At 49.7% G+C, this 20,195-nt stretch carries 20 protein-coding genes; 8 read left to right on the top strand and 12 right to left on the bottom strand.

Annotated elements, in window-relative coordinates:
- Nucleotides 1-61 precede the first annotated feature (61 nt).
- Both panB and MJ611_RS01790 read right to left on the bottom strand, forming a co-directional pair.
- Entirely contained in the window at nt 62-880 is an 819-nt protein-coding gene (gene panB / locus MJ611_RS01795) for a 3-methyl-2-oxobutanoate hydroxymethyltransferase (RefSeq protein WP_250427651.1), read from the bottom strand.
- Nucleotides 881-956: 76 nt separating this feature from the next.
- Nucleotides 957-3,677: a putative LPS assembly protein LptD gene (locus MJ611_RS01790; RefSeq protein ID WP_250427650.1), complete on the bottom strand. Its 2,721-nt coding sequence runs from the start codon at nt 3,675-3,677 to the stop codon at nt 957-959.
- A gap of 96 nt (nt 3,678-3,773) precedes the next feature.
- Here MJ611_RS01790 and MJ611_RS01785 point away from each other — a divergent pair, with 96 nt between their 5' ends.
- The 5 genes from MJ611_RS01785 (at nt 3,774) to MJ611_RS01765 (ending at nt 8,742) form a co-directional block, all read left to right on the top strand.
- Complete coding sequence (locus tag MJ611_RS01785) at nt 3,774-4,556, top strand: N-acetylmuramoyl-L-alanine amidase family protein (protein ID WP_250427649.1); 783 nt, start codon at nt 3,774-3,776, stop codon at nt 4,554-4,556.
- Nucleotides 4,557-4,577: 21 nt separating this feature from the next.
- Nucleotides 4,578-5,636: an MlaD family protein gene (locus MJ611_RS01780; protein ID WP_250427648.1), complete on the top strand. Its 1,059-nt coding sequence runs from the start codon at nt 4,578-4,580 to the stop codon at nt 5,634-5,636.
- Nucleotides 5,637-5,727: 91 nt separating this feature from the next.
- Nucleotides 5,728-7,356 carry an acyl-CoA carboxylase subunit beta gene (locus tag MJ611_RS01775; RefSeq protein WP_250427647.1) on the top strand — a complete coding sequence of 543 codons (1,629 nt, stop codon included), beginning with the start codon at nt 5,728-5,730 and terminating at the stop codon, nt 7,354-7,356.
- Nucleotides 7,357-7,456: 100 nt separating this feature from the next.
- Nucleotides 7,457-7,831 carry a four helix bundle protein gene (locus tag MJ611_RS01770; RefSeq protein ID WP_250427646.1) on the top strand — a complete coding sequence of 125 codons (375 nt, stop codon included), beginning with the start codon at nt 7,457-7,459 and terminating at the stop codon, nt 7,829-7,831.
- 62 nt (nt 7,832-7,893) lie between these two features.
- Complete coding sequence (locus MJ611_RS01765) at nt 7,894-8,742, top strand: transglutaminase-like domain-containing protein (protein ID WP_250427645.1); 849 nt, start codon at nt 7,894-7,896, stop codon at nt 8,740-8,742.
- An 82-nt stretch (nt 8,743-8,824) separates the two neighbouring features.
- Here MJ611_RS01765 and MJ611_RS01760 read toward each other — a convergent pair whose 3' ends face one another.
- Together MJ611_RS01760 and MJ611_RS01755 are read right to left on the bottom strand one after the other, a co-directional pair.
- The gene (locus MJ611_RS01760) at nt 8,825-9,418 is read right to left on the bottom strand and encodes a thioredoxin family protein (protein ID WP_250427644.1); all 594 of its coding nucleotides are present in this window, start codon (nt 9,416-9,418) and stop codon (nt 8,825-8,827) included.
- Nucleotides 9,419-9,442: 24 nt separating this feature from the next.
- The gene (locus MJ611_RS01755; RefSeq protein WP_250427643.1) at nt 9,443-10,102 is read right to left on the bottom strand and encodes a 4'-phosphopantetheinyl transferase family protein; all 660 of its coding nucleotides are present in this window, start codon (nt 10,100-10,102) and stop codon (nt 9,443-9,445) included.
- Between the two features lie 74 nt (nt 10,103-10,176).
- Between MJ611_RS01755 and MJ611_RS01750 the strand changes: the two genes are divergently transcribed.
- From MJ611_RS01750 to folB, 3 genes are read left to right on the top strand one after another with little or no spacing between them, the layout of a single operon-like run.
- Nucleotides 10,177-11,103 carry a WD40 repeat domain-containing protein gene (locus MJ611_RS01750; protein ID WP_250427642.1) on the top strand — a complete coding sequence of 309 codons (927 nt, stop codon included), beginning with the start codon at nt 10,177-10,179 and terminating at the stop codon, nt 11,101-11,103.
- A 4-nt stretch (nt 11,104-11,107) separates the two neighbouring features.
- Nucleotides 11,108-12,079: a DivIVA domain-containing protein gene (locus tag MJ611_RS20515; protein ID WP_262921574.1), complete on the top strand. Its 972-nt coding sequence runs from the start codon at nt 11,108-11,110 to the stop codon at nt 12,077-12,079.
- A 9-nt stretch (nt 12,080-12,088) separates the two neighbouring features.
- The gene (gene folB / locus MJ611_RS01735; RefSeq protein WP_250427641.1) at nt 12,089-12,445 is read left to right on the top strand and encodes a dihydroneopterin aldolase; all 357 of its coding nucleotides are present in this window, start codon (nt 12,089-12,091) and stop codon (nt 12,443-12,445) included.
- Between the two features lie 691 nt (nt 12,446-13,136).
- Here folB and meaB read toward each other — a convergent pair.
- The 8 genes from meaB to MJ611_RS01695 form a co-directional block, all read right to left on the bottom strand.
- Entirely contained in the window at nt 13,137-14,117 is a 981-nt protein-coding gene (meaB, locus tag MJ611_RS01730; protein WP_250427640.1) for a methylmalonyl Co-A mutase-associated GTPase MeaB, read from the bottom strand.
- Nucleotides 14,118-14,289: 172 nt separating this feature from the next.
- On the bottom strand, nt 14,290-15,438 hold the full coding sequence (locus MJ611_RS01725) for a TolB-like translocation protein (protein WP_250427639.1): 1,149 nt from the start codon (nt 15,436-15,438) through the stop codon (nt 14,290-14,292).
- Nucleotides 15,439-15,505: 67 nt separating this feature from the next.
- Nucleotides 15,506-17,140, bottom strand: coding sequence for an alpha,alpha-trehalase TreF (gene treF / locus MJ611_RS01720; RefSeq protein WP_250427638.1), 1,635 nt, complete (start codon nt 17,138-17,140; stop codon nt 15,506-15,508).
- Nucleotides 17,141-17,500: 360 nt separating this feature from the next.
- Nucleotides 17,501-17,863 (bottom strand): hypothetical protein, encoded by a 363-nt coding sequence (locus MJ611_RS01715; RefSeq protein ID WP_250427636.1) that lies wholly within the window; start codon nt 17,861-17,863, stop codon nt 17,501-17,503.
- A gap of 150 nt (nt 17,864-18,013) precedes the next feature.
- The gene (locus MJ611_RS01710; RefSeq protein ID WP_250427634.1) at nt 18,014-18,412 is read right to left on the bottom strand and encodes a hypothetical protein; all 399 of its coding nucleotides are present in this window, start codon (nt 18,410-18,412) and stop codon (nt 18,014-18,016) included.
- 12 nt (nt 18,413-18,424) lie between these two features.
- On the bottom strand, nt 18,425-18,985 hold the full coding sequence (locus MJ611_RS01705) for a metal-dependent hydrolase (protein WP_250427633.1): 561 nt from the start codon (nt 18,983-18,985) through the stop codon (nt 18,425-18,427).
- A gap of 230 nt (nt 18,986-19,215) precedes the next feature.
- Entirely contained in the window at nt 19,216-19,413 is a 198-nt protein-coding gene (locus MJ611_RS01700; RefSeq protein ID WP_250427632.1) for a hypothetical protein, read from the bottom strand.
- A gap of 159 nt (nt 19,414-19,572) precedes the next feature.
- Nucleotides 19,573-20,115 carry an REP-associated tyrosine transposase gene (locus MJ611_RS01695; protein WP_250427631.1) on the bottom strand — a complete coding sequence of 181 codons (543 nt, stop codon included), beginning with the start codon at nt 20,113-20,115 and terminating at the stop codon, nt 19,573-19,575.
- Between the last annotated feature and the right edge of the window lie 80 nt (nt 20,116-20,195).

The raw sequence follows: 20,195 nt of genomic DNA, 5'->3' as shown, positions 1-20,195 counted from the left end.
CGGCACGTAACTGAAGCAGCACCCCCCATTCGTAATTACTAATTTGTAATTCGTAATTAATTTAATACGCTTCTGATTCGTTCGGGAAGTCTTTGCTTTTTACGTCCTGCACGTAGTGCTGCACGGCTTCTGTCATGATGGCGTGCAGGTCGGCGTAGCGGCGGAGAAAGCGTGGTTTGAATTCTTTGTTGATGCCCAGCATGTCGTGCACCACCAGTACCTGGCCATCTACGTGCGGTCCGGCACCGATACCAATAATCGGAATATTCAGCGATTCAGCTACCTTTTTGGCAAGCTCTGAAGGGATCTTCTCCAGCACGATCGCAAAGCAACCAAGCTCCTGTAGCAATTGGGCATCTTCTATCAATTTCTGCGCTTCAGCCTCTTCTTTTGCCCGTACAGTGTAGGTGCCGAATTTATAGATGGACTGCGGCGTCAGGCCCAGGTGGCCCATAACCGGTACGCCAGCGCTCAGGATGCGAACAATGGAGTCTTTGATCTCAGCGCCGCCTTCCAGCTTTACGCCATGGGCACCGGATTCCTTCATGATGCGGATAGCGGAGCGCAGGGCCTCTGAAGAATTACCCTGGTAAGAGCCAAAAGGCATATCCACCACCACAAACGCACGCTTTGTGCCTCTTACCACCGAAGAAGCATGGTAGATCATCTGGTCCAGCGTAATAGGAAGGGTTGTTTCGTGACCGGCCATTACATTAGAGGCAGAGTCGCCTACCAGCAGCACATCTACACCGGCAGCATCCAGGATGGTAGCCATGGAGTAGTCGTAGGCAGTGAGCATGGAGATTTTTTCTCCGCGCTCTTTCATATTATGGAGCTGGTGCGTGGTTACTACTTTAACGTCGCGCTTCTGTACTGACATAGTATGGGGTTGTTAACGGAACTCAAAAGTATAAAAATCAAAAACAATAACAGCCATGTCTGTGAGGCTGCCGGGGTTAGCGGTAGTTCAGACCTGTTCTGTTTCGGGTCAGGCGCAGGTCGCGTAACAACGAAGACCGCGCATTGATCGTGAAGTTATAGCCACGCTGAAAGCCGAACGGAATCCAGCTGATGCTCATTTCCCAGCAATGCAGGTCGCGGTAAATGTCCAGTCGGGCATTGGCCAGGTTGTTATCGGAAATGTTGTAGGTAGCAAAGTAGCCGACCTTCCATTTTTCTGTAACGTTCACAGACCCGTCAAATCCTACTGTCTGAATCAGATTGCTCCGGTCAGTAGCAGTGGTGGCAGCTGTATAGTAAACCGTGTAGTCAAGGTTCATGGTCCACGGAATGTTGAAGTCTACATAGTTCGGCACCAGCGGGTCCAGCTCGGGCTGCAGGCTTGGTAGGTTATTAGGCGTTGCCGCCGGTGTGCGTCTTGCTTCCGGGTTAAGGCTGGCCGTCAGGCCGAAGTTTGCCTGCGTGAGCCTTGCCGGCCTGAATCCGGAGCCTGACAACATATACTTGTTTATGCGACGGGAGCGGCCTTCGGCATCTACCACAGTTTGATAAGGATCAAAGGTAGAGTTGAAGTTGATGTTGAATGTTTTGAGTACCCGCGTGTTCATGCTCAGGGTCACCGGGCTGAGGTTGAACGAGTCGGCTGCAAAGTTGTAGAAGGTGCTTAAGCGCAGGTTGTCGATCAGGCTGACCTTTTCGAAGTTCTTGCCAGTTCCGGTAGTATCATTCTTGCTTTTAACCTTCATCTCCAGGTTGTTGTCCAGGCTGAAGGACAAACCGCTCTGTAAACCCGGCGAAGGTACGCCCCTGGCAAAACGTGGCAAAGTGCGGTAGACAGGCGCGCCTGTGTCACTGGTATCTACCTGCACCGTCTGGTAAAAACCAAACTGGTCCTCGTTGCCGAAGTCAGGTCTGTAGCGGTAAGCTATACTTGGGCGGATAATGTGGCGAATGGCTTCCACGCGTTTGCCCTTTACATAAGCGGTACCATATACCGTTGTGTTAAGGGAGGCGCCGGCACTGTATTCGTATACGCGACCAAAGTTAGCAGTGTCTACTACCACTTTCTTCGATTCCTCATCAAAGCGATACGAGAATTTTTTGTCCAGCCACGTCTCCCCGTAAGACACAGTTGGCGTCAGGTTGAAATAGCGCATAACCTTGTAGTTGCCCAGGCCGATCTGAAAGTTATGTACGGCGCTGCGCTGGCCGTTTTCCCAGATTTCACTCGCGTTAGCCGGGTTTAAGGCAATGACTGTATCCTGGGTTGTTCCGCCTGCTAAAAACTCCGGACGAACACCACTCAGCTGTTGCGCCTGAAAGCGGTTGCTTACCTCATTACGTGCATTCACGCTATATCCGAAAGTGAAGTTCTCGTACCACTGGCCTGTTGGTACTCTGCCGGTAAGGGTTTCATAAATGCCGATCTGGGTCATGGCAAAGTTCAGGTCTGGCAGTACAAAGTTCATTACTCCGACATTCTTGGCCGATTTCGTAGAGTCCTGCTGCTGCTGCCGCATCATTGCTGCCCCGTTCTGCTGGCTCTGGTTTACCCTGATATCGAAGCTGAAGGGCGTATTCTGGAAATTCTTCTGGTAAGATACGCTGGAGTTAAAGTTTGGCGCCAGGTAGTTCGACTGGCTGGTATAAGACAAACGCTGGTACAGGCTGCTACCGGCATTTACGCTTGCGTTGAAACGTCCTCTGCCCGGTTTCTGCACAGGAGAGTGCGACCAGTTGATCCAGAACGAGCGGGTAGAGGGAGGTAACTGCGTTCTCTGGTCTGTTGACCTGGACTGCTCTGCAATATCTGCCTCGTCATTTTTAAAGTAATCGTAGCTGAAACCGAACGTGCCCTGGTAAGAATAACGCTTCACGTAAGTATTGTCGATGTTCACTTTATACCCGCCCAGTGAGTAAATGTCGCCGGTAATACGAGTGCCGATGTAGTCGTTCAAAGCCAGGTAGTAGCCGCCGCCGGTCAGCGAGAAGCCACGCAGCCTAGATTCGCCGAACTGGGGAATGATGACACCCGATGCGCGTTTGTTGTTTTTAGGCGTAGGGAAGAGGCCGAACAGGAACCCTAAAGGTGTTGGGATATCTGCAATAACCAGGTTGAATGGCCCGGACATGACTTTGTCGTTAGGGATTGCCTTTATACGCGTCGCGTTGATGTAAAAGTGCGGGTGCTCCAGGTTACAGGTCGTGTACTTGTTGTGGAGGCCGAAGATTTCGTTTTCCTCGTTCTTTTTTACAACTTCTGAATGTATATATCCTTCGCCCTGCTGCGTTACTACTTCACTGATACGTCCTTTTTTAGTTTTATAGTTATAGGCGATCTTTTTGGCAGCATAGGTCTCGCCACCATCCGCAAATACCGGAACACCAACCTCTTTGCCGGTAGAATCCGGAAGGGTGGTAGCTGTAAGCATGTTCTTGTCGTAGTCGATCGAGATGTAGGCTGCGGCAAGCGACATGGTGCCATAGTTGATCTTGGCGTCGCCGTAGAGGTGCACCACCTTGCGGTCAACCTCAAACTGGATGGAGTCTCTGGCAGAATATTTGATAGTCGTCTCGATATCGCCTTTCGGGGCGGCAAGTGCTACCGTCGTATCCTGGGTAATGGTGACGGTATCTTTTGGAGAGGCAACAGTGCGTGGAACCCTTTGCCCTTTAGCCGGCAAGGAGGAAAGTATCGTGAGCTGCAGCAGCAGCAAAAAAAACAAATTGTGGTGTAACTTCTTCAGACTTCCCTAAAGTTTTATATACTTTTGTACAAAGTTATTGTTTTTAACTTTTAACTAACGAACGTTGTGAGAAATATTGTTACTGTTACGTTTCTGGCTTTTGTATTATTGTTGTGCTCTTCCAGCAAGCTTGAGTACCGTAAAGACTATAAGATACGCACGGTGGTGATAGATGCCGGCCATGGCGGAAAAGATGTTGGCTGCAATGGCAAATCTTCTCATGAGGCAGATGTCGCCCTGAAGCTTGCCCTGCAGGTTGGCGCCTTGATCCAGCAGAATCTCCCCGACGTAAAAGTGGTGTATACCCGCAAAACCGACACCTTCGTGGAACTGATCGATCGTGCCGGTGTTGCGAACAAAAACAATGCTGACCTTTTTATCTCCATTCACCTGAACTCCGGACCTTCTTCTGCTTACGGAACTGAGACCTATACGATGGGGCTTCATACTACAAACGGCAACCTGGCCGTAGCCAAGCGCGAGAACTCCGTTATCCTGCAGGAAGACGATTACAAAGAGAAGTATGGCGGCTTCGATCCGAACTCTCCGCAGAGCCACATCATGTTCGCCCTGCACCAAAGCGCTTACATCGACAACAGCCTTCGTTTTGCACAAAAGGTAGAACACCAGTTCAAGCACAAAGTAGGCCGCTCGAGCCGCGGCGTAAAGCAAGCAGGGTTTCTGGTGCTCTGGAAATCGTACATGCCCAGCGTGTTGATTGAGGCAGGTTTTCTTACCAACCCCACCGAAGAAAAATTTCTTAACGATAAAGCCGGTCAATCGTATATGGCATCAGGTATATACAGGGCTTTCAAGGAGTATAAGCAAGAGCTTGAAGCCATGAATTAATGCAAAGCCAAACGCTTTTACGTGAAAATATCCAAAGAAATTAAAGTAGCACTACTTGGTATAGTTGCTATTGTTTTACTCTATGTCGGTATCACTTTCCTGAAAGGGTCATCGGTATTCTCCAAAGCCAATACATATTATGTGGTGTACGATGATGTAGATGGCCTTGCTGTGTCGAATCCGGTATTCCTGAATGGGGTGCAGGTAGGTAATGTACAGAACCTGGAGCTGCTCACCGACCGGGCTAATCAGATACAAGTAGAACTGGAGGTGCGCAAGGACCTGCAGATAGGAGACTCTACCATCGCCAGCCTGGGCAATGCTGACCTGCTGGGCAGCAAAGCCATTACGTTACACCTGGGCAACAGCTCCAAAAAGTATAAAGGCGGAGAAGAACTGATCGCTTACAAGGAAGTAAGTATAACAGAAATGCTTTCTTCCAAATCGGTGCCGGTTATCGATAAGGTAGATACAGCCCTGGCCCGGGTAAACCGGATGCTGATGGACACAGAGGCAAGAAATAGTGTGAAGCAGATACTGGCCAACTCTGAAGCGACTACCAAAAACCTGAATGCTATCTTGGTGGCAAACCAGCGTAACATCAACGACATTACGAGCAACCTGAGCCGCCTTACCTCATCGCTGCAGAAAACCCAGCGCCACATCGATCGCCTGGCCCTGAACATGGCCGAAATAACCGATACCCTGAAACAGACCGAGATAAACAAGCTGGTAAACAACGCCAACAGTGCCGTAACAGAACTGGAAACGGCTGTTGCCAAGCTGAACTCCAACCAGGGCTCTATGGGCAAACTGATGAACGATGAGGCGCTGTACACCAACCTGAACCGCTCTACAGAGGCACTCAACTTGCTGTTGCGCGACATACAGGCTTACCCGAAACGCTACGTGCAGTTCTCCCTTATCGGGCGCCGCGACAAGTATAAAGTAGATGCCACAGGCCGTGTGATAACGTTGGATGAGGTAAAAGACATGCAGGATGAACACCCGGATGAGTTCCGCAGGCCAGCACCGGATACCGTTAAAACGACCAAACCGGATACTATAAAGAGTCAGTAAATTAACATTGTAAAATTGTATATTTGTGAAATCCGCTTTTTGGGCGGATTTTTTATTGAATCTCTTTCCCCCATACACCCACACAACCCTAATGGACATCGAATTCAACAAAAACGAGGACGCACTTAAGCAGCTGAGTTTCCAGCTGAAAAACAAACTAAAGAAAGTATACCTGGGCGGAGGCGAAAAACGCATCCAGAAAGAGCACGAAAGAGGCAAGATGACGGCGCGCGAGCGCATTCAGTACCTGCTCGATGAGGGCAGCGAGTTTCTGGAAGTAGGAGCCTTTGCCGGAGAAGGCATGTACCAGGACGTAGGCGGCTGCCCAAGCGGCGGTGTGGTAACGGGCATTGGCTACATCAAAGGCCGCCAGTGCGTGGTGGTAGCCAACGATGCCACGGTTAAGGCCGGTGCCTGGTTCCCGATCACAGCCAAGAAAAACCTGCGCGCCCAGGAAATCGCTATAGAGAATAGGTTGCCAATCGTATACCTGGTGGATAGCGCCGGCGTGTTCCTTCCGATGCAGAACGAGATCTTCCCGGACAAAGAGCACTTCGGGCGCATGTTCCGCAACAATGCCGTAATGAGCTCGATGGGTATTGTGCAGATTGCAGCCATTATGGGGAGCTGCGTGGCGGGTGGTGCTTACCTTCCCATCATGAGCGACGAGGCCCTGATCGTAGAGGGTACGGGCTCCATCTTTTTGGCCGGTTCTTACCTTGTAAAAGCAGCCATCGGCGAAAGTATAGACAACGAAACACTGGGAGGAGCCACAACGCACAGCGAGATTTCCGGCGTTACCGATTATAAGTGCAAAGACGATAAAGAGTGCCTCGATCATATCCGCAACATCTTTGATAAGATGGGCGATTTCAGCAAGGCCGGCTTCAGCCGCACCGAGCCTGCCGCACCGAAGTTGCACCAGAATGAGATCTATGGTTTGATGCCTGCCGATCGCGTAAAACCATACGACATGATGGACATCATCCTGCGTTTGGTGGATAATTCCGAATTTGAGCCGTACAAAGAACATTACGGACAGACCCTGATCTGTGGCCTGGCTCGTATTGATGGTTGGGCAGTGGGTATTGTGGCTAACCAGCGCAAGATCGTGAAGAGCAAGAAAGGCGAAATGCAGATGGGCGGCGTTATCTACTCCGACTCAGCTGACAAGGCGGCCCGTTTTATCATGAACTGCAACCAGAAGAAAATTCCGCTGGTGTTTTTGCAGGATGTGTCAGGGTTTATGGTGGGCAGCAAGGCCGAACACGGCGGCATCATCAAAGATGGGGCTAAAATGGTGAATGCCATGGCCAACTCTGTGGTTCCGAAGTTTACCATACTTATGGGCAACAGCTACGGTGCCGGTAACTACGCAATGTGTGGCAAAGCCTACGACCCACGCCTGATCTATGCCTGGCCAACGGCACAACTGGCCGTAATGAGCGGTGCTTCGGCTGCCAAAACGCTTTTGCAGATACAGGTGTCGGCGCTGAAATCGAAAGGCGAAGAAATTACACCAGAGGCTGAGCAGGAGTTGCTGCAGCGCATCACCGACAAGTATAACGAAGAACTATCGCCTTACTATGCGGCAGCCCGTTTGTGGGTAGACGGCATCATCGATCCGCTGGAAACCCGTAAAGTGATCTCTATGGGCATCGAAGCGGCCAATCATGCCCCGATCGAGAAACCGTACAACGTGGGTGTGATCCAAACGTGAGAGGAATGATGTATAATTAATAATGATGAATGAATAATTTTGGATAAAGTCTGAACTTCTGAAGTATGATCTGGATTAATAGAAATTCAAATCATAGGTAATGGAGAAAAGAGAGAATGTAATCCAGAACAAGTCGTTTGATTTTGCAGTACAAATTGTGTTGTTATGTCAGAAGCTAGCTGAGGAGAAACGTGAATTTGTGCTTTCAAAACAACTTTTGCGTAGCGGCACCTCTATCGGAGCTAACGTAGAAGAAGCAATTGCAGGTATATCAACAGCAGATTTCTCAGCAAAACTAAGTATAGCCTACAAAGAAGCACAGGAAACAAGCTACTGGCTTAGATTATTGCACGCAACGGCCTACATCGATAACACAACTTTTGAAGCTACTCATGCTGCTTATGTTGAAATTAGTAAGATACTTTTCTCTATTCTGAAATCTTCCGGAAGGATTAGAAGTAGAACTAATTGTTAATTGATCATTATTAATCGTTTGATTTTGCATTAATCATTATTCATTACTAATTATTCATTAGCTTGACGAAGAAAGAAATAAAGGCGATGATCTCGCTGCTGGATGACCAGGACCATGAAGTGGCCTCGCATGTGGAGCAGAAGATCGTGTCGATGGGAGAGAGTATAATACCGTTTCTGGAAGAGGAGTGGGAAGAAACGCTGGATACCGACCTACAGAAACGAATCGAGGACCTGATCCATGACCTGCAGTTTGGCGGGCTGATGGGCAGGTTGAAGGAGTGGAAAGAGAACGGGGCAAAAGACCTTATCGAGGGAATGTGGCTGGTAAACTCTTTTATGTACCCGGATGTGGATTTGGCCAACATCACGAAGGCCGTTGAGCAACTGTACTTCGACGCCTGGACACACATGAAGGAGAACATGCACCCGTTTGACCAGGTAAAGGCGCTGAATAATGTCCTGTTCCGTGAAAAGCGGTTCTCGGCCAATACCAAAAATTTCCATTCGCCGGCTAACTCCATGCTGCACCTGGCCTTGGAAACCAAACGGGGCAATCCGCTTACCCTTTGCGTTATCTACATGACCATCGCCCAGAAACTGGACATGCCGGTATATGGGGTGAACCTGCCCAACCTGTTTATACTTACCTATAAAATGGATGGCGTGCAGTTTTACATCAATGTATACAACAAAGGGCTGGTGCTGTCGAAGGCCGATATTGATAATTACATTCTGCAGCTGAACCTGAACCCGGTAGATATCTTCTATGAGCCCTGCTCTAACCTGGACATTGTGAAGCGGGCCTTGCGCAACCTGGCCTTTTCTTTTGAGAAAATGGATGACCTGGAAAAAGCGACAGAGGTAACCAAACTGCTGACTGCCATTTCAGACGATGACCCTACTTTATAGTTTACCAGACAAAGTATAAAAGAAGAGGGCCGTTTCAGTTAGCTGAAACGGCCCTCTTCTTTATAGCGCTAAGTATAGCGTTTTAGTACTTTTTGATCATACAGCCGGTGGCGCGCTTGCCCGAAACAGAGACCGCTTTGTTAGCCAGTACCTGGTCAATGGCAGTTTTAAGGAAATTACTTTTCACACCCGATTCAACCTGCGGGTTGTCATCTATCGCCCCTTTATACTTCAGCACGAACCCACCGCTCGTGTTGTGCAGCACGAAAACTTCAGGTGTTTTGGTAGCGCCAAACGATTGGCTTACCTTCTGCTCTTCGTCAGCCAGGTAAGGGAATCCGTAGTTCTTGGCGGCTAGGTTGGCCAAAGGCTCGCTGCCTTCGCCAGTACCCACGCTCGGGTTGATGAACAGGAACTGCACCCCCTGATTGGAGTAGGTGCTGGCAAGCGTTACCAGTCTGTTTTCGTACAATTTAGCGTAGGGGCAAAGGTTGTTTGTAAACACAATGACAACCGTCTTGCTCTTAGCCATATCGCTCAGCGACACCGAATTGTTGTTGCCATCCTTAAGGGTGAAGTCGGCAACCTTATCACCCAACTGATACCCGCCGGATTGTGCAAAAATACTGATCGAAACCAGCAGAGTTACGGCGAGCAGGGCCAAGTATCTTCTCATATAAAAGGTAATTAAGTATAAGTTCTAGTCAATAATATTGTCAATACTGTACGTTAATACGTGATTTTCTATTGTTTCAAAGTATACATGGTACAATTTAGAAAAATTATCGGTTTGCACAAGGCCTTGCAGCAGATTCGTGCAAGTGGCGGCTGGCTCCAGCTTTAAGTTTTCTTTAAACAGCAACCGCTTCTTACTGTATAGTTTGTACAACGTTTCCTTGGCGCTCCAGTACAGGCAGGTCTGCTGTTCATCTCCGGCGGTAAAACCCCGCTCCTGCTCCGACAAAAACTTACCTGCCACACGCAACGCTTTCGGGCTTATCAGTTCAATATCTATGCCAACTTCATACTTGCTGGAAAGTATAACGGCAGCCATTTCAGGCGAGTGCGTGATGGATACATGAAGTCCGGCTTCCGGGAAAAAAGGCTTGCCGGTAGCATTGCGGTGCAGGGCCAGGGGCTTGTCTGTAAAATGGCGAAGGAGGTCGTATAGCAGTACGCGGCTGGCCAGCCATTCCTGCTGGCGCTTGGGGTGGGCAGCATGTATAAACTCGCTTGCATCCAAGTGCGGAGGCAAGGCGTGCAGGAGCTCCTCTGCCTGTTCTGTCAACGTCCAGAGTCCCAGCAGGGTGTGTTCATCAAGTTGTCGTGTCTGGAACAGGGGCATAGGTTCGTGGTGCAATATTCAGAGGGTAACCAAGGCATTCCCTACATTTGTTGTAAATTTAGTCAAATTTAGAGAAGAAAGGATTTGCCATGACGGCACATAAGATAGAAGTACAAAAAATAGCTACACTTACCGGCCACAACGATTGCGTCTATACGCTGGTTCCGTCAGCCGATCCGGCGGTCTTCTACTCGGCAGGAGGCGATGGCATGGTTGTATCCTGGGACCTGCAGCAGCCGGAGAACGGGCAACTGGTGGCACGGGTAACAACATCCGTTTACGCGTTATGCGCTTTGCCGGAGCGCAACCTGCTCCTGATCGGGCAAAATACAGAAGGCGTGCAGGTAATTGATCTTCAGGATAAAAAAATACTCAAATCGGTGCCGTTGCCGAAGGTGGCAATTTTTGATATAGCCGTTGCACCCGAAAAAGGCAAAGTGTTCGTTGCTATGGGGAACGGAGCCATTGCGGTGCTGTCTTCTGAAACGTTCGAGTTGCAGACACTTATCCGGAAATCAGACCAGAGTGCCCGTTGCCTGGCGCTGAACCCGTACACTGACGAGCTGGCCGTAGGCTACAGCGATAACAAAGTACGGGTTTTTGATGCTGCCACCCTGGAGCTGAAGTATGAACTGGAGTCGCATACCAACTCGGTGTTTACGGTAGCTTACTCCCCTGATGGTAAGTTGCTGTTATCGGGAGGGCGCGATGCGCATCTGCGTGTCTGGAATGTGCAGGAGAAGTACAAAGAGCAGGGCTATGTTATCGCGCACATGTACACGATCAACCATATTACGTACAGCCCCGACGGCCGCCATTTTGCTACCTGCAGCATGGATAAATCCATCAAAGTATGGGATGCGCAGACGTTCCGGTTGCTGAAAGTAATTGATAAAGTACGCAATGCCAGCCACGGCACATCGGTCAATAAATTATTTTGGTCGGCTCATCATAATCAGTTAGTTTCGTGTAGTGATGACCGCACCATTTCGGTTTGGGATATAAATTTAGGTTAAAGTTATGAAGATTACACCGTTAGACATTAGGCAGAAAACGTTTGAGAAGGCTTTCAGAGGATTGGACAAGGATGAGGTGAACGCATTTTTGCTGACGCTCTCGCAACAGTGGGAAAAACTGCTGGATGAGAACAAGGACCTGCGCCTGAAGCTGGAGGCATCTCATCGTGAAACCCAGAAGCTGCGTGAGGTGGAATCTTCGTTATACAAAACCCTTAAAACTGCCGAAGACACTGGTAACAGCATTCTGGAGCAGGCAACCAAATCTGCAGAGCTGAAAGAGCGTGAGGCGCAGCTGAAAGCCGAAGAGCTGCTGAACCATGCCCGCAACCAGGCCAGAAGCGTGCTGGAGGATGCTGCCCGTAAGTCGGAGAAAATTGTGGCAGAAATGCAGCAGGAAGTGAAAGCCCTGGAGCAGGATTACCAGCGCATGGAAAGCTACCTCGACAGCCTGGTACGCGACTTGAAGAACCTGGCCAACGATGCTTTGGATAAGGTTGAAAAGACCAAATCAAAACCTAAGACAATTACATCCAGTATCCTTTCAAGAGCAGGAGAAGTAAAGCTGCAAGACGCAGACCTGCTGAAAAACTTGAAAGACATGAACACAACCACACTAACCAGACCAATACAGCTCGCTGAGACTACAGCAGCCAATGCACCTATAGTGGTGAGCAACAGCGTGAATCCTTTCGGAGACCCTGCACCGGAGGTAACACCGCCACAGCCTGAAGTACCGAACCCGGTAACACCGGTTCCGAACGTGCCTTCTCCTGAAGTGGAGCCGGTCCAACCGGATTATCCCGGAACGATACCAGCACCTGAGATCGAGAAGCCTATACCGGACATACAGCCGGTAACGCCGGACAAACCGGAAATCCAGCCTCCACTGACCGAGCCGTCACGCAACCTTGCCGACTGGGCACGTGCCCGTGAAAAAGAGAAGGCAGGTTCTTTCTTCGATGAAATAAGCTAAGAAAGCTTTATGGGACAGATTGCACTGGAAGGCCTAGAGTTTTTTGCCTTCCACGGCTACTACGACGAGGAGCAGAAGATCGGCAACAAGTATGGTATCGACCTGTTCATTAACGCCGACCTGCGCCGCGCCGCCGAGTCCGACGACCTGCACGAGACAGTAAATTATGAAACACTTTACGCGCTGGTAGTGGAGGAGATGAAAACGCCGGCCCGCCTGCTGGAGCACCTTGGGCACCGCATCATCGACCGCATCTATGAGCAGTTTCCGTTTGTGCAGTCGGTTAAAGTGAGCGTGTACAAGTATAACCCGCCGCTCGGAGGCATCTGCAAATGGGCAAAGGTTACGCTGGAAGAAGCCAGATAAAAATTTACTTATTGATAAGAAAGCAGCCGGTTCAGCAATGGATTGGCTGCTTTTTTTTTAAACTTACTTCATGTCATTTCGACCAGCGGGAGAAATCTGGTTGTAGCTGAGGTTTATACTTATGGCAAGCAGGTCTTTGCTTCGTAGCCTCCTCTTTTCCTCAGTTTTATTCACTTATTGTTTTATAGCGGCTTTTGGTGCGCTCACGGCCGCGGGGCCTCGTCCTTGGGTTGAGCGCTGTCTATTGAAGCTGCTCCTCGCTCCGCTGCGGGCTGCTTCGCTAAGCTCAGCACCGCAACAATAGAAGGCGCTCAACCCAAGGACTGGAAACAACACTGCTTCGTAAGCGGCTATGCAACTGGAATGGTTGAAGTGGTAAAAGCGGGAGTCCCTCCTTGAGAAGGGCAGGGAGGTGTTACAGCAGCAGCCATGAAACTTATACTTTCAAAGTATAGCAACAGCCAAGCCCCCTCTCCTGGCAGGAGAGGGCTAGGGTGAGGTGACACCTCCAGCTACAGAACTTATACTTTGAAATATAGTAACTGATAGTAAAATTCTCCTCTCGGGAGGGGTGCAGGGGAGGATTTATACTTTGCACGTATCAGATTTCTCACCCTATTCGAAATGACAGGCAGCCATCTGGAGGCTATTCATAATGTCTAATTCATAATTCATAATTAACTAAGTAGCCCTACACCAAACGTAACAACTCCGCTGCTGCTGCAAAAGCGGATTTCTTACCCTCTTTCACCTGCTCGGCTATACCTGGGAGTTGCTCTTTCACCTTTTGGTGAGCGTAAAAGTTCTCTTCCAGGCCCTGACGGATTGCTTCGTACATCCACTGCAGGTTTTGGTTGCGGCGTTTCTTATCGAAGTAGCCGTTCTGTTGTGTCAGTTGAAGGTACTCAGCAATGGTTTGCCAGATGGTGTCGAGGCCGGTTTGCTCAAGGGCCGAACAGACAGACACTTTAGGTAACCAGCCGGAGTGGCTCATCGGGTAGAGGTGCAGGGCGCTTTGGTACTCGGCACGTGCAGCCTTTGCTTTGGTGATATTGGCACCGTCGGCCTTGGTGATGGCAATGGCATCGGCCATTTCCATGATGCCGCGTTTGATGCCCTGTAGTTCGTCGCCGGCACCGGCCAGCATCAGCAGCAGAAAGAAGTCCACCATGGCGTGCACAGCCGTTTCTGATTGGCCCACACCTACTGTCTCCACAACGATGGCGTCGAAGCCGGCAGCCTCACAAAGTATAATGGTTTCGCGGGTGCTGCGGGTAACGCCACCCAGGGATTTGCCTGCTGGAGAAGGGCGAATAAAAGCTTGCGGGTTAATCGACAGCAATTCCATGCGGGTCTTATCGCCAAGTATGCTGCCGCCGGTGCGTTGGCTGGTAGGGTCTATCGCCAGAACGGCCAGCTTCTTTCCCTGCTCCTGAATCAGGTAGTTGCCAAACGATTCGATGAACGTACTTTTGCCTACACCGGGTACACCGGTTATACCTATGCGAACCGAACCTCCGGCATGTGGCAACACCGCATTAATCACCTGCTGGGCCAGGTCGTGGTCAGAGGGCAATTTACTTTCGATAAGGGTAATGGCGCGACTCAGCATCACCCGGTCTCTGGCCAGTATACCTTCTACATAAGTTTCAGCGCTGAATCGTTTTGCCAATGGTCAAAGTATAAGTGTGTAACAGAAAAAGGCTCTTCCTTACAAATTTATACTTATTACGCTATCGCACCATATGCGGCACAAATTCTCTGCAGAAGCTTATACTTTACAAAACAAGAAAGCCAGCTCCTTTACAGAACTGGCTTTCTTGTTTTATACTTGAACAGTATAGTTACTGCTTTGACATAGACTTAACCTGTTTGCCTAAGCCCTGCGGGAAGTTCGGTAAACCCAGGTCGCTTTTTTTACCGGCCAGCCGGAAGCCTTCGTCTTTGAAACCAGCTGCTTTGCCTGCTGCATTCGGCTTCTCGATCACAGCCAGGTGGTAGTTGTCTTTGCGGGCGATGTAGATCTTCCCGTCCGGAGCAAGCTGTAATCCGCCTATACGTGGACTGCCCGAGCTGCCGACCACTACTGCCGATTTTGTAATTGCTGCCGCATCGCCTGCCTTCAAGTCGAATTGTACTACCTGTGCTTTGCCGCCTCCTTTGGCGTTAACTGTACCATAAAGCTTGGTGCCGTCGGGCGAGAAGCAAACGCCATACGCCTCTACAAAGCCGGTTAAAAGAACAGGATCTGTCACTGCACCGGTGCTGCGGTTAAATCGTAACACTTCAAAGTTGCTTTTATCGTCCCAGAGTGCGGCGGCCAGGCGTGTTCCGTCCGGGGAGGGTACCAGGTAGCCGATGGCTTTGCGGTTGTTGCCACCGTGTATGGTGCCCACTCTGCTTATTACAGGCTCAGTAGCCACGCCTTCCGCATTTACCAAGTAGGCCATGTAGGCGTTGCTGTTCCAGCGGTGCCCGATCACCCACCAGTCGCGGTTGTTGCTGTGGCGCACTGCTGTCAGCTTTTCAGTGGCCGGCGCGATCATAAAGTTGTTTTTCGAGGTCAAGTCACCGTTGCCGCCGTCTTTGGTCATGTTCACGATGTTGTAGCGCATGCCGTTCGACTGGGCCTGAATATCGGTGGTGAAAATGTAATAGATGCTGTCATTGCCTGGCTTTGGTATAATAAGCGCTGATTGCGTAGACGAATTACGCCCCATCAGGCCGTTGCCGTTGGGCATTACACGGTGGTTTCGGTTCCAGACGGTAATACCGTTGGTATAAAACAGCAGGTTTCCGTCCTTGTCGGAGATGGTAGCGCTGCCTTCCTCGGTGATGAGGCGCCCGTTGGTAAGCGCAATAGCAGAGTCGCCTTTGAAGGCAATGCCCGCATTTTTGCCGAAGTACCAGTTGGCAGTTTCGCCCTGTGCAAAAGCTGCAAGGCTGCTTAGGCTAAGAGCAACAGCCGCTGCTATACTTTTAAATCTGATCATATACGCTACAGTAGTTATATCTATAACGCGCCTATTGCAAACAGAGTGCCAATACGTGAACGTATACTTACCGTTGGTGTAAGGCAGGCTCCTGTTGCTTCATTTCCTGCAGTTCCGGGTAAAGGGAAAGGAGCTTCAGCAGCACGCCATTTGTCCAGCCAAAACCATCCTGGTTCGGGTATTCGCCGCCGCCTGCTTGCAGGTTAATGGCTTCCACGTTATACTTCTCCATCAGCTTGCCTGTGCGCTCAAAAACATCGATGTTCTGACTCACCCAGTTCTCCGCGATGGTAGTTGCCAGGCGGTTATGTTTGTAGTTGCGGAGGCCTTGGATGGTCATCCACTGCAGCGGCGCCCAACCGTTCGGGGCATCCCACTGCTGGGTAGTAGGATTGAGCGTAGTTACCACACCGCCCGGTTTCAGGAAATCGGCCTCGATGCGTTGGGCAACGGCCTGTGCCTGCGAGCGGCGGGCCATGCAAAAGTACAGCGGGTATACAGCAGCCAAAGACGGTACATTGGTGGTAGCGCCTTTTACAAAATCGTAGTCGTAGAAGAAATCATCGGCATCGTTCCAGCAGTATTTCAGCAAGGCTTTGCGGCGGGCTTTTGCTTTTTGCTTGTACAGCTTCTCTGCGTCCTTGTCGCCTTCCAGTTCCGCCATTTCGGCCAGCGTCACCTCCACGTGAAACAAGAGGGCATTCAGGTCTATGGGGATGATCTCTGTGGTATGGATTGTTTCCAGGCTTTTGCCATCGGCAAACCAGCGGCTGCTAAAGTCCCAGCCCGACTCAGCTGCAGCCCGGATGTTGCGGTATACTTCCTCTGGGTTTCGGCCCGAAGCAGTGGCAATGTGTACGTCTTCTTTGTAAGCTTCCGGGCGGGGAGCAGGGCGGTCGTCCCAGTAACGGTTAAGTATAGTTCCGTCCGGCAGGCGCGCCACCCGCCGATGGGCTGGATTGGTAGCAGTCAACGTTTCGGCTCCGATCATCCAGAAGTCATACTCGCGGCGCAGGGCAGGGGCATAATCCTTAAGTACATCCACACCTTTTTCTTTGGCAAGCACACGCAGCATCAGGGCGTAAAAAGGTGGCTGCGAGCGGCTGATGTAATAGCTGCGGTTGCCGTTCGGGATGTGGCCCACCGTGTTGATCAGGTGCGTGAAGTTATCCACCATACTTTGGATCAGGTCGGTTCTGCCGCTCACCTGCAGCCCCAGCATGGTAAAATAGCTGTCCCAGTAGTAAATTTCGCGGAAGCGACCTCCAGGCACTACGTACGCGTTAGGCAAGGGCAGGAGCGAACCTGCCTCGGTGCTGGGCTCGCGGGTAAGTACCGGCCAAAGCTTTGCTATATGCTGTGTTACGGAAAGGGTGGTGTCGGTCTTAAAGTTGGTTGCCAGCTCAGGTGGCAGCTGAAAATGCTGCAGCACAAAAGCTTTCAGATCAAATCCTGGCTGGTTCTTCTGCTGCCGGTACGCCTGCAGAATCTGCTCCGGAGAAGCCAGTGGAACACAGTCCGGGAATGTTTTGGAATCCGGGAAAACTGCTTGTAGCTGTACTTCGGTGAATAATTCGCCCAGATCCTCTTCCGGGTGATGCTGTGCAAGCAAAGGGTGGTTGGCCCAGAGCAGGCAGAAGAGCAGTAATGGGTATGCGCTTTTATTGGCTGCCTGTTGGGCAGCCGGTACTATCTGGCTCATAAGGTAATGGATCGGCAGGCGGAGAAGCCGGCCGATTACTAGTGGCAAAAAGTTGAAAAAAAGTTTATGAGGTCTTTGAGCCAAATATAGGAGATTATGCTTCATAACAGCAGTGTTCGTTGCCAGAAAGATGAAAATTTTTTCTATCCAACTATATGCTTACTGCTGCATAAAAGTTGTACAAAAGACGGGCAAAGCCTTAGCGACTTGCCAGGTAGTATGATTTTAGCTTTGCCAGTAGCCGTATGTTGCTCCTGCAATGGGAGCCAATGATTTTATTGTTTCGGGTTTTATGCTCTGTAATCAGGTACAAAAAGAGGCAAGCGTAAACCAGCCTCCTTTTATACTGAAAATGCATTATTAGTTTGTTGTGCCACCTGTAGTAGAGCCCGATCCGGTAGTAGTGGTCCCGAAGTCGCCGGAGGTGGTAGAAGTAGTCGATCCGGATGTGGTTCTGCTGGTAGTGCCGCCAGATGTAGTTGCGCCACTGCCCGAAGTAGTACCGGAGGTGTTGCCGGTTGTGGTGCCTGTGCTGTCTGTTCCGGTTCCGGTTGCGTTGGTGCTCAGGGTATCCGAGGTGCCTGTTCCGGGCAGATCGCCGGTGCCTTCAACGCCTGTTTCCTGGGTATTGCCATGGGTAGACTCCGGTGGCATTTCGGTGTTATCGCCAGGACTGCAGGAGGTGAAGGCCAGAGAGGAGCAAAGGGCTCCGGTTGCTATCATTGAAATCCAGTGTTTTCTCATCATTATCAACATTTGATTATACATGTTGCTATTGTACGGTTATAAACCGTCTGTCGCTGACGTGGTGTACCAGATTTTGCTTCGCGCCCTTGTAGAGAGAGGCTGCAGCAGAGGGCTGTAAATGTTGTTTTACTGCTGGAAAGGACGCTTCTTAAAGGATACCTGTCCCATGGCATCCTTTTCGTACCGGGCAATACAATATGAATTATACTTTGGATCAAAGCTATTTGTACCCGGCTGTAGTTGCTGCGGTGCCGGCTGATCTTTCAGAAAGAAGCATACTTTGGTGTTGCCATACTTGGTGTGCGGCATGTAGTTGCCATACTGCTCCATCTCCTGCCACAGCGTATCCGACACGGTTACAGCATAAATCCTGACAATAGGGCCGGTATTGTTCTCATTGCGGTAAAAGGCCGTTTCTTTGAAATCGCCTTTCAGGTCATCTACACTGGGTTGAGAGAAGGAGTCGTAAACGAAGTAGCCGATAAGTATAGCCGATATAAGTATGAGGATGTATTTTAATTTCATGGCAAGATAAGTTTAGGCTTTCAAGCTTTTGTCTTGAACAGCCTTTGATTTAAAGAGTGAAGTGAAAAGAATATAAACTGCCGAGGGCAAACCTACCCACACCATTTCGCTTTTGATAACACGCCAGCCCCACTCGCTGAAGAAGTTGCCAACCCCGATAGGAGACACCTGTATGGGGCGCCAGGGAAGGAAGTAGCGCGTATTATCTAATGGAGCAAATACAGCAACGCCTAATCCGCCGTTGGTTAAGGCATCCAGCAGGATATGGGAGGCGGTGCAGAGCGTAAAGAACAGGATGTAGAACAGGCCCTTCCGGCTTGTCAGGCTTGTACTTTTGTAAAACACAGCTGTAACCATTATACCTAACAGCAAGGCAAATACCAGCGAGTGCGAAAAGCCCCTGTGCCCGAACAGATGCTCATACGGCACTCCGAACCTGAACATCACCACATCAGCATCCGGAATGATGGTGCACAGCATACCCAGCAGCCAGAACTTTAGTGAAGTATACGTGCGGGGGTATGTTTTACCGACAGCAACTGCTACCAGCGCATGTGCAAAAGCTGAGGCCATAATATACTCAGGAGTTGTTTTCGTGAAGGTAAGTATAAAGTTATACTTGTGGAAACAGAAGTAGCCAGGCTTCTACTGAATTGAAGGCTGTGTTGCAAAGCAGCAGAATCTACAAACAGAACATACCTGATGTATTGGAGGAGAATTTTACTTTCTAAAAAGAATGCCTGCCACAGCTACCGTTTTCTCTGTAGTAGCAGTGGCAGGCAGTATGCTCTTAGGTTTGCTTACTAGTTTGTTCCGGTTGTATCAGTAGTACCGCCCGTTGTGTCAGCAGCGTTATCCAGCCCTAGTTCGTTTCCTTCGTGTGTATCTCCTTCTATCGACCTTTCATCCGGCGCTTCTTTTTGCTCGGTGTTACAGGAGGTAAGTGTAAAAGTGGAACAAGCCAGTACAATTGCCGCTATTGCTATCGATTTTATTTTCATAGTGTTCAGTTTTTGGTGATAAAACAGTTACTCTTCCTGCCGAAGCATGAATTAACCGTTATACGGGATTTGTGGTGGGGGTAGGTGAGTTGTTTTGAGCAGGAATCAAAGATGGCTTTTATTAGCAGGCATGGAAGTGACTTCTGCGCTCTATATAATCTATTGGATGAATGTGATGGGAAGCCGGCCATGATCACCAGCATAATCTCGGGCGCTGCTGTAAAACCAGTGCTCTGGCTCCTCCACAAAACCTGCTGTAACTGGGTTGCGGTGGAGATAATCCAGCTTCTGATCCACTAGAGCATTATTGTCCAGCAATATAGGATGATAACCGGGTTGCCAAAACCTATACTCCTCATGCTTCGAACTCAATTCTCCTCCAGATTTTATTAGCCAGCTAAGCCAGCCTTTTCTACTTTCCTGTGGGTTCTGCTGAATAGCTCTATAAAGCTCTTTAGCTGTATACTTTTTGAAGTCTCTGATGGTGCTGGCAAGCATAGGAGAGGAGCAGATCAGGTGCAGATGATTTGTCATGATGCACCAGGCATATAGGGTAAGGTTCTTTTCTTTCAGACAATAGGCAAGGCTATTACAGATGATTTCACAATATTCCCTACGCGTAAAAACATCAGCCCACTGTACGACTGAAAAAGTAATAAAGTAGATTCCTGCCGGATCATTGGCCTTATACTTATCGCTCATGCTGTAAAGCACGGAAAGTATAAAGTTATAGTTACACTTCTGGCGCGGAAGTCACTTCCGTGACAAAGTATAAAAGCGAA

It is taken from the genome of Pontibacter ruber, assembly GCF_023630205.1.
GTDB classification, from domain to species: Bacteria; Bacteroidota; Bacteroidia; order Cytophagales; family Hymenobacteraceae; genus Pontibacter; species Pontibacter ruber.
Note: the sequence above shows the minus strand (reverse complement) of the source record. Positions and strands in the feature narration are given on the sequence as shown.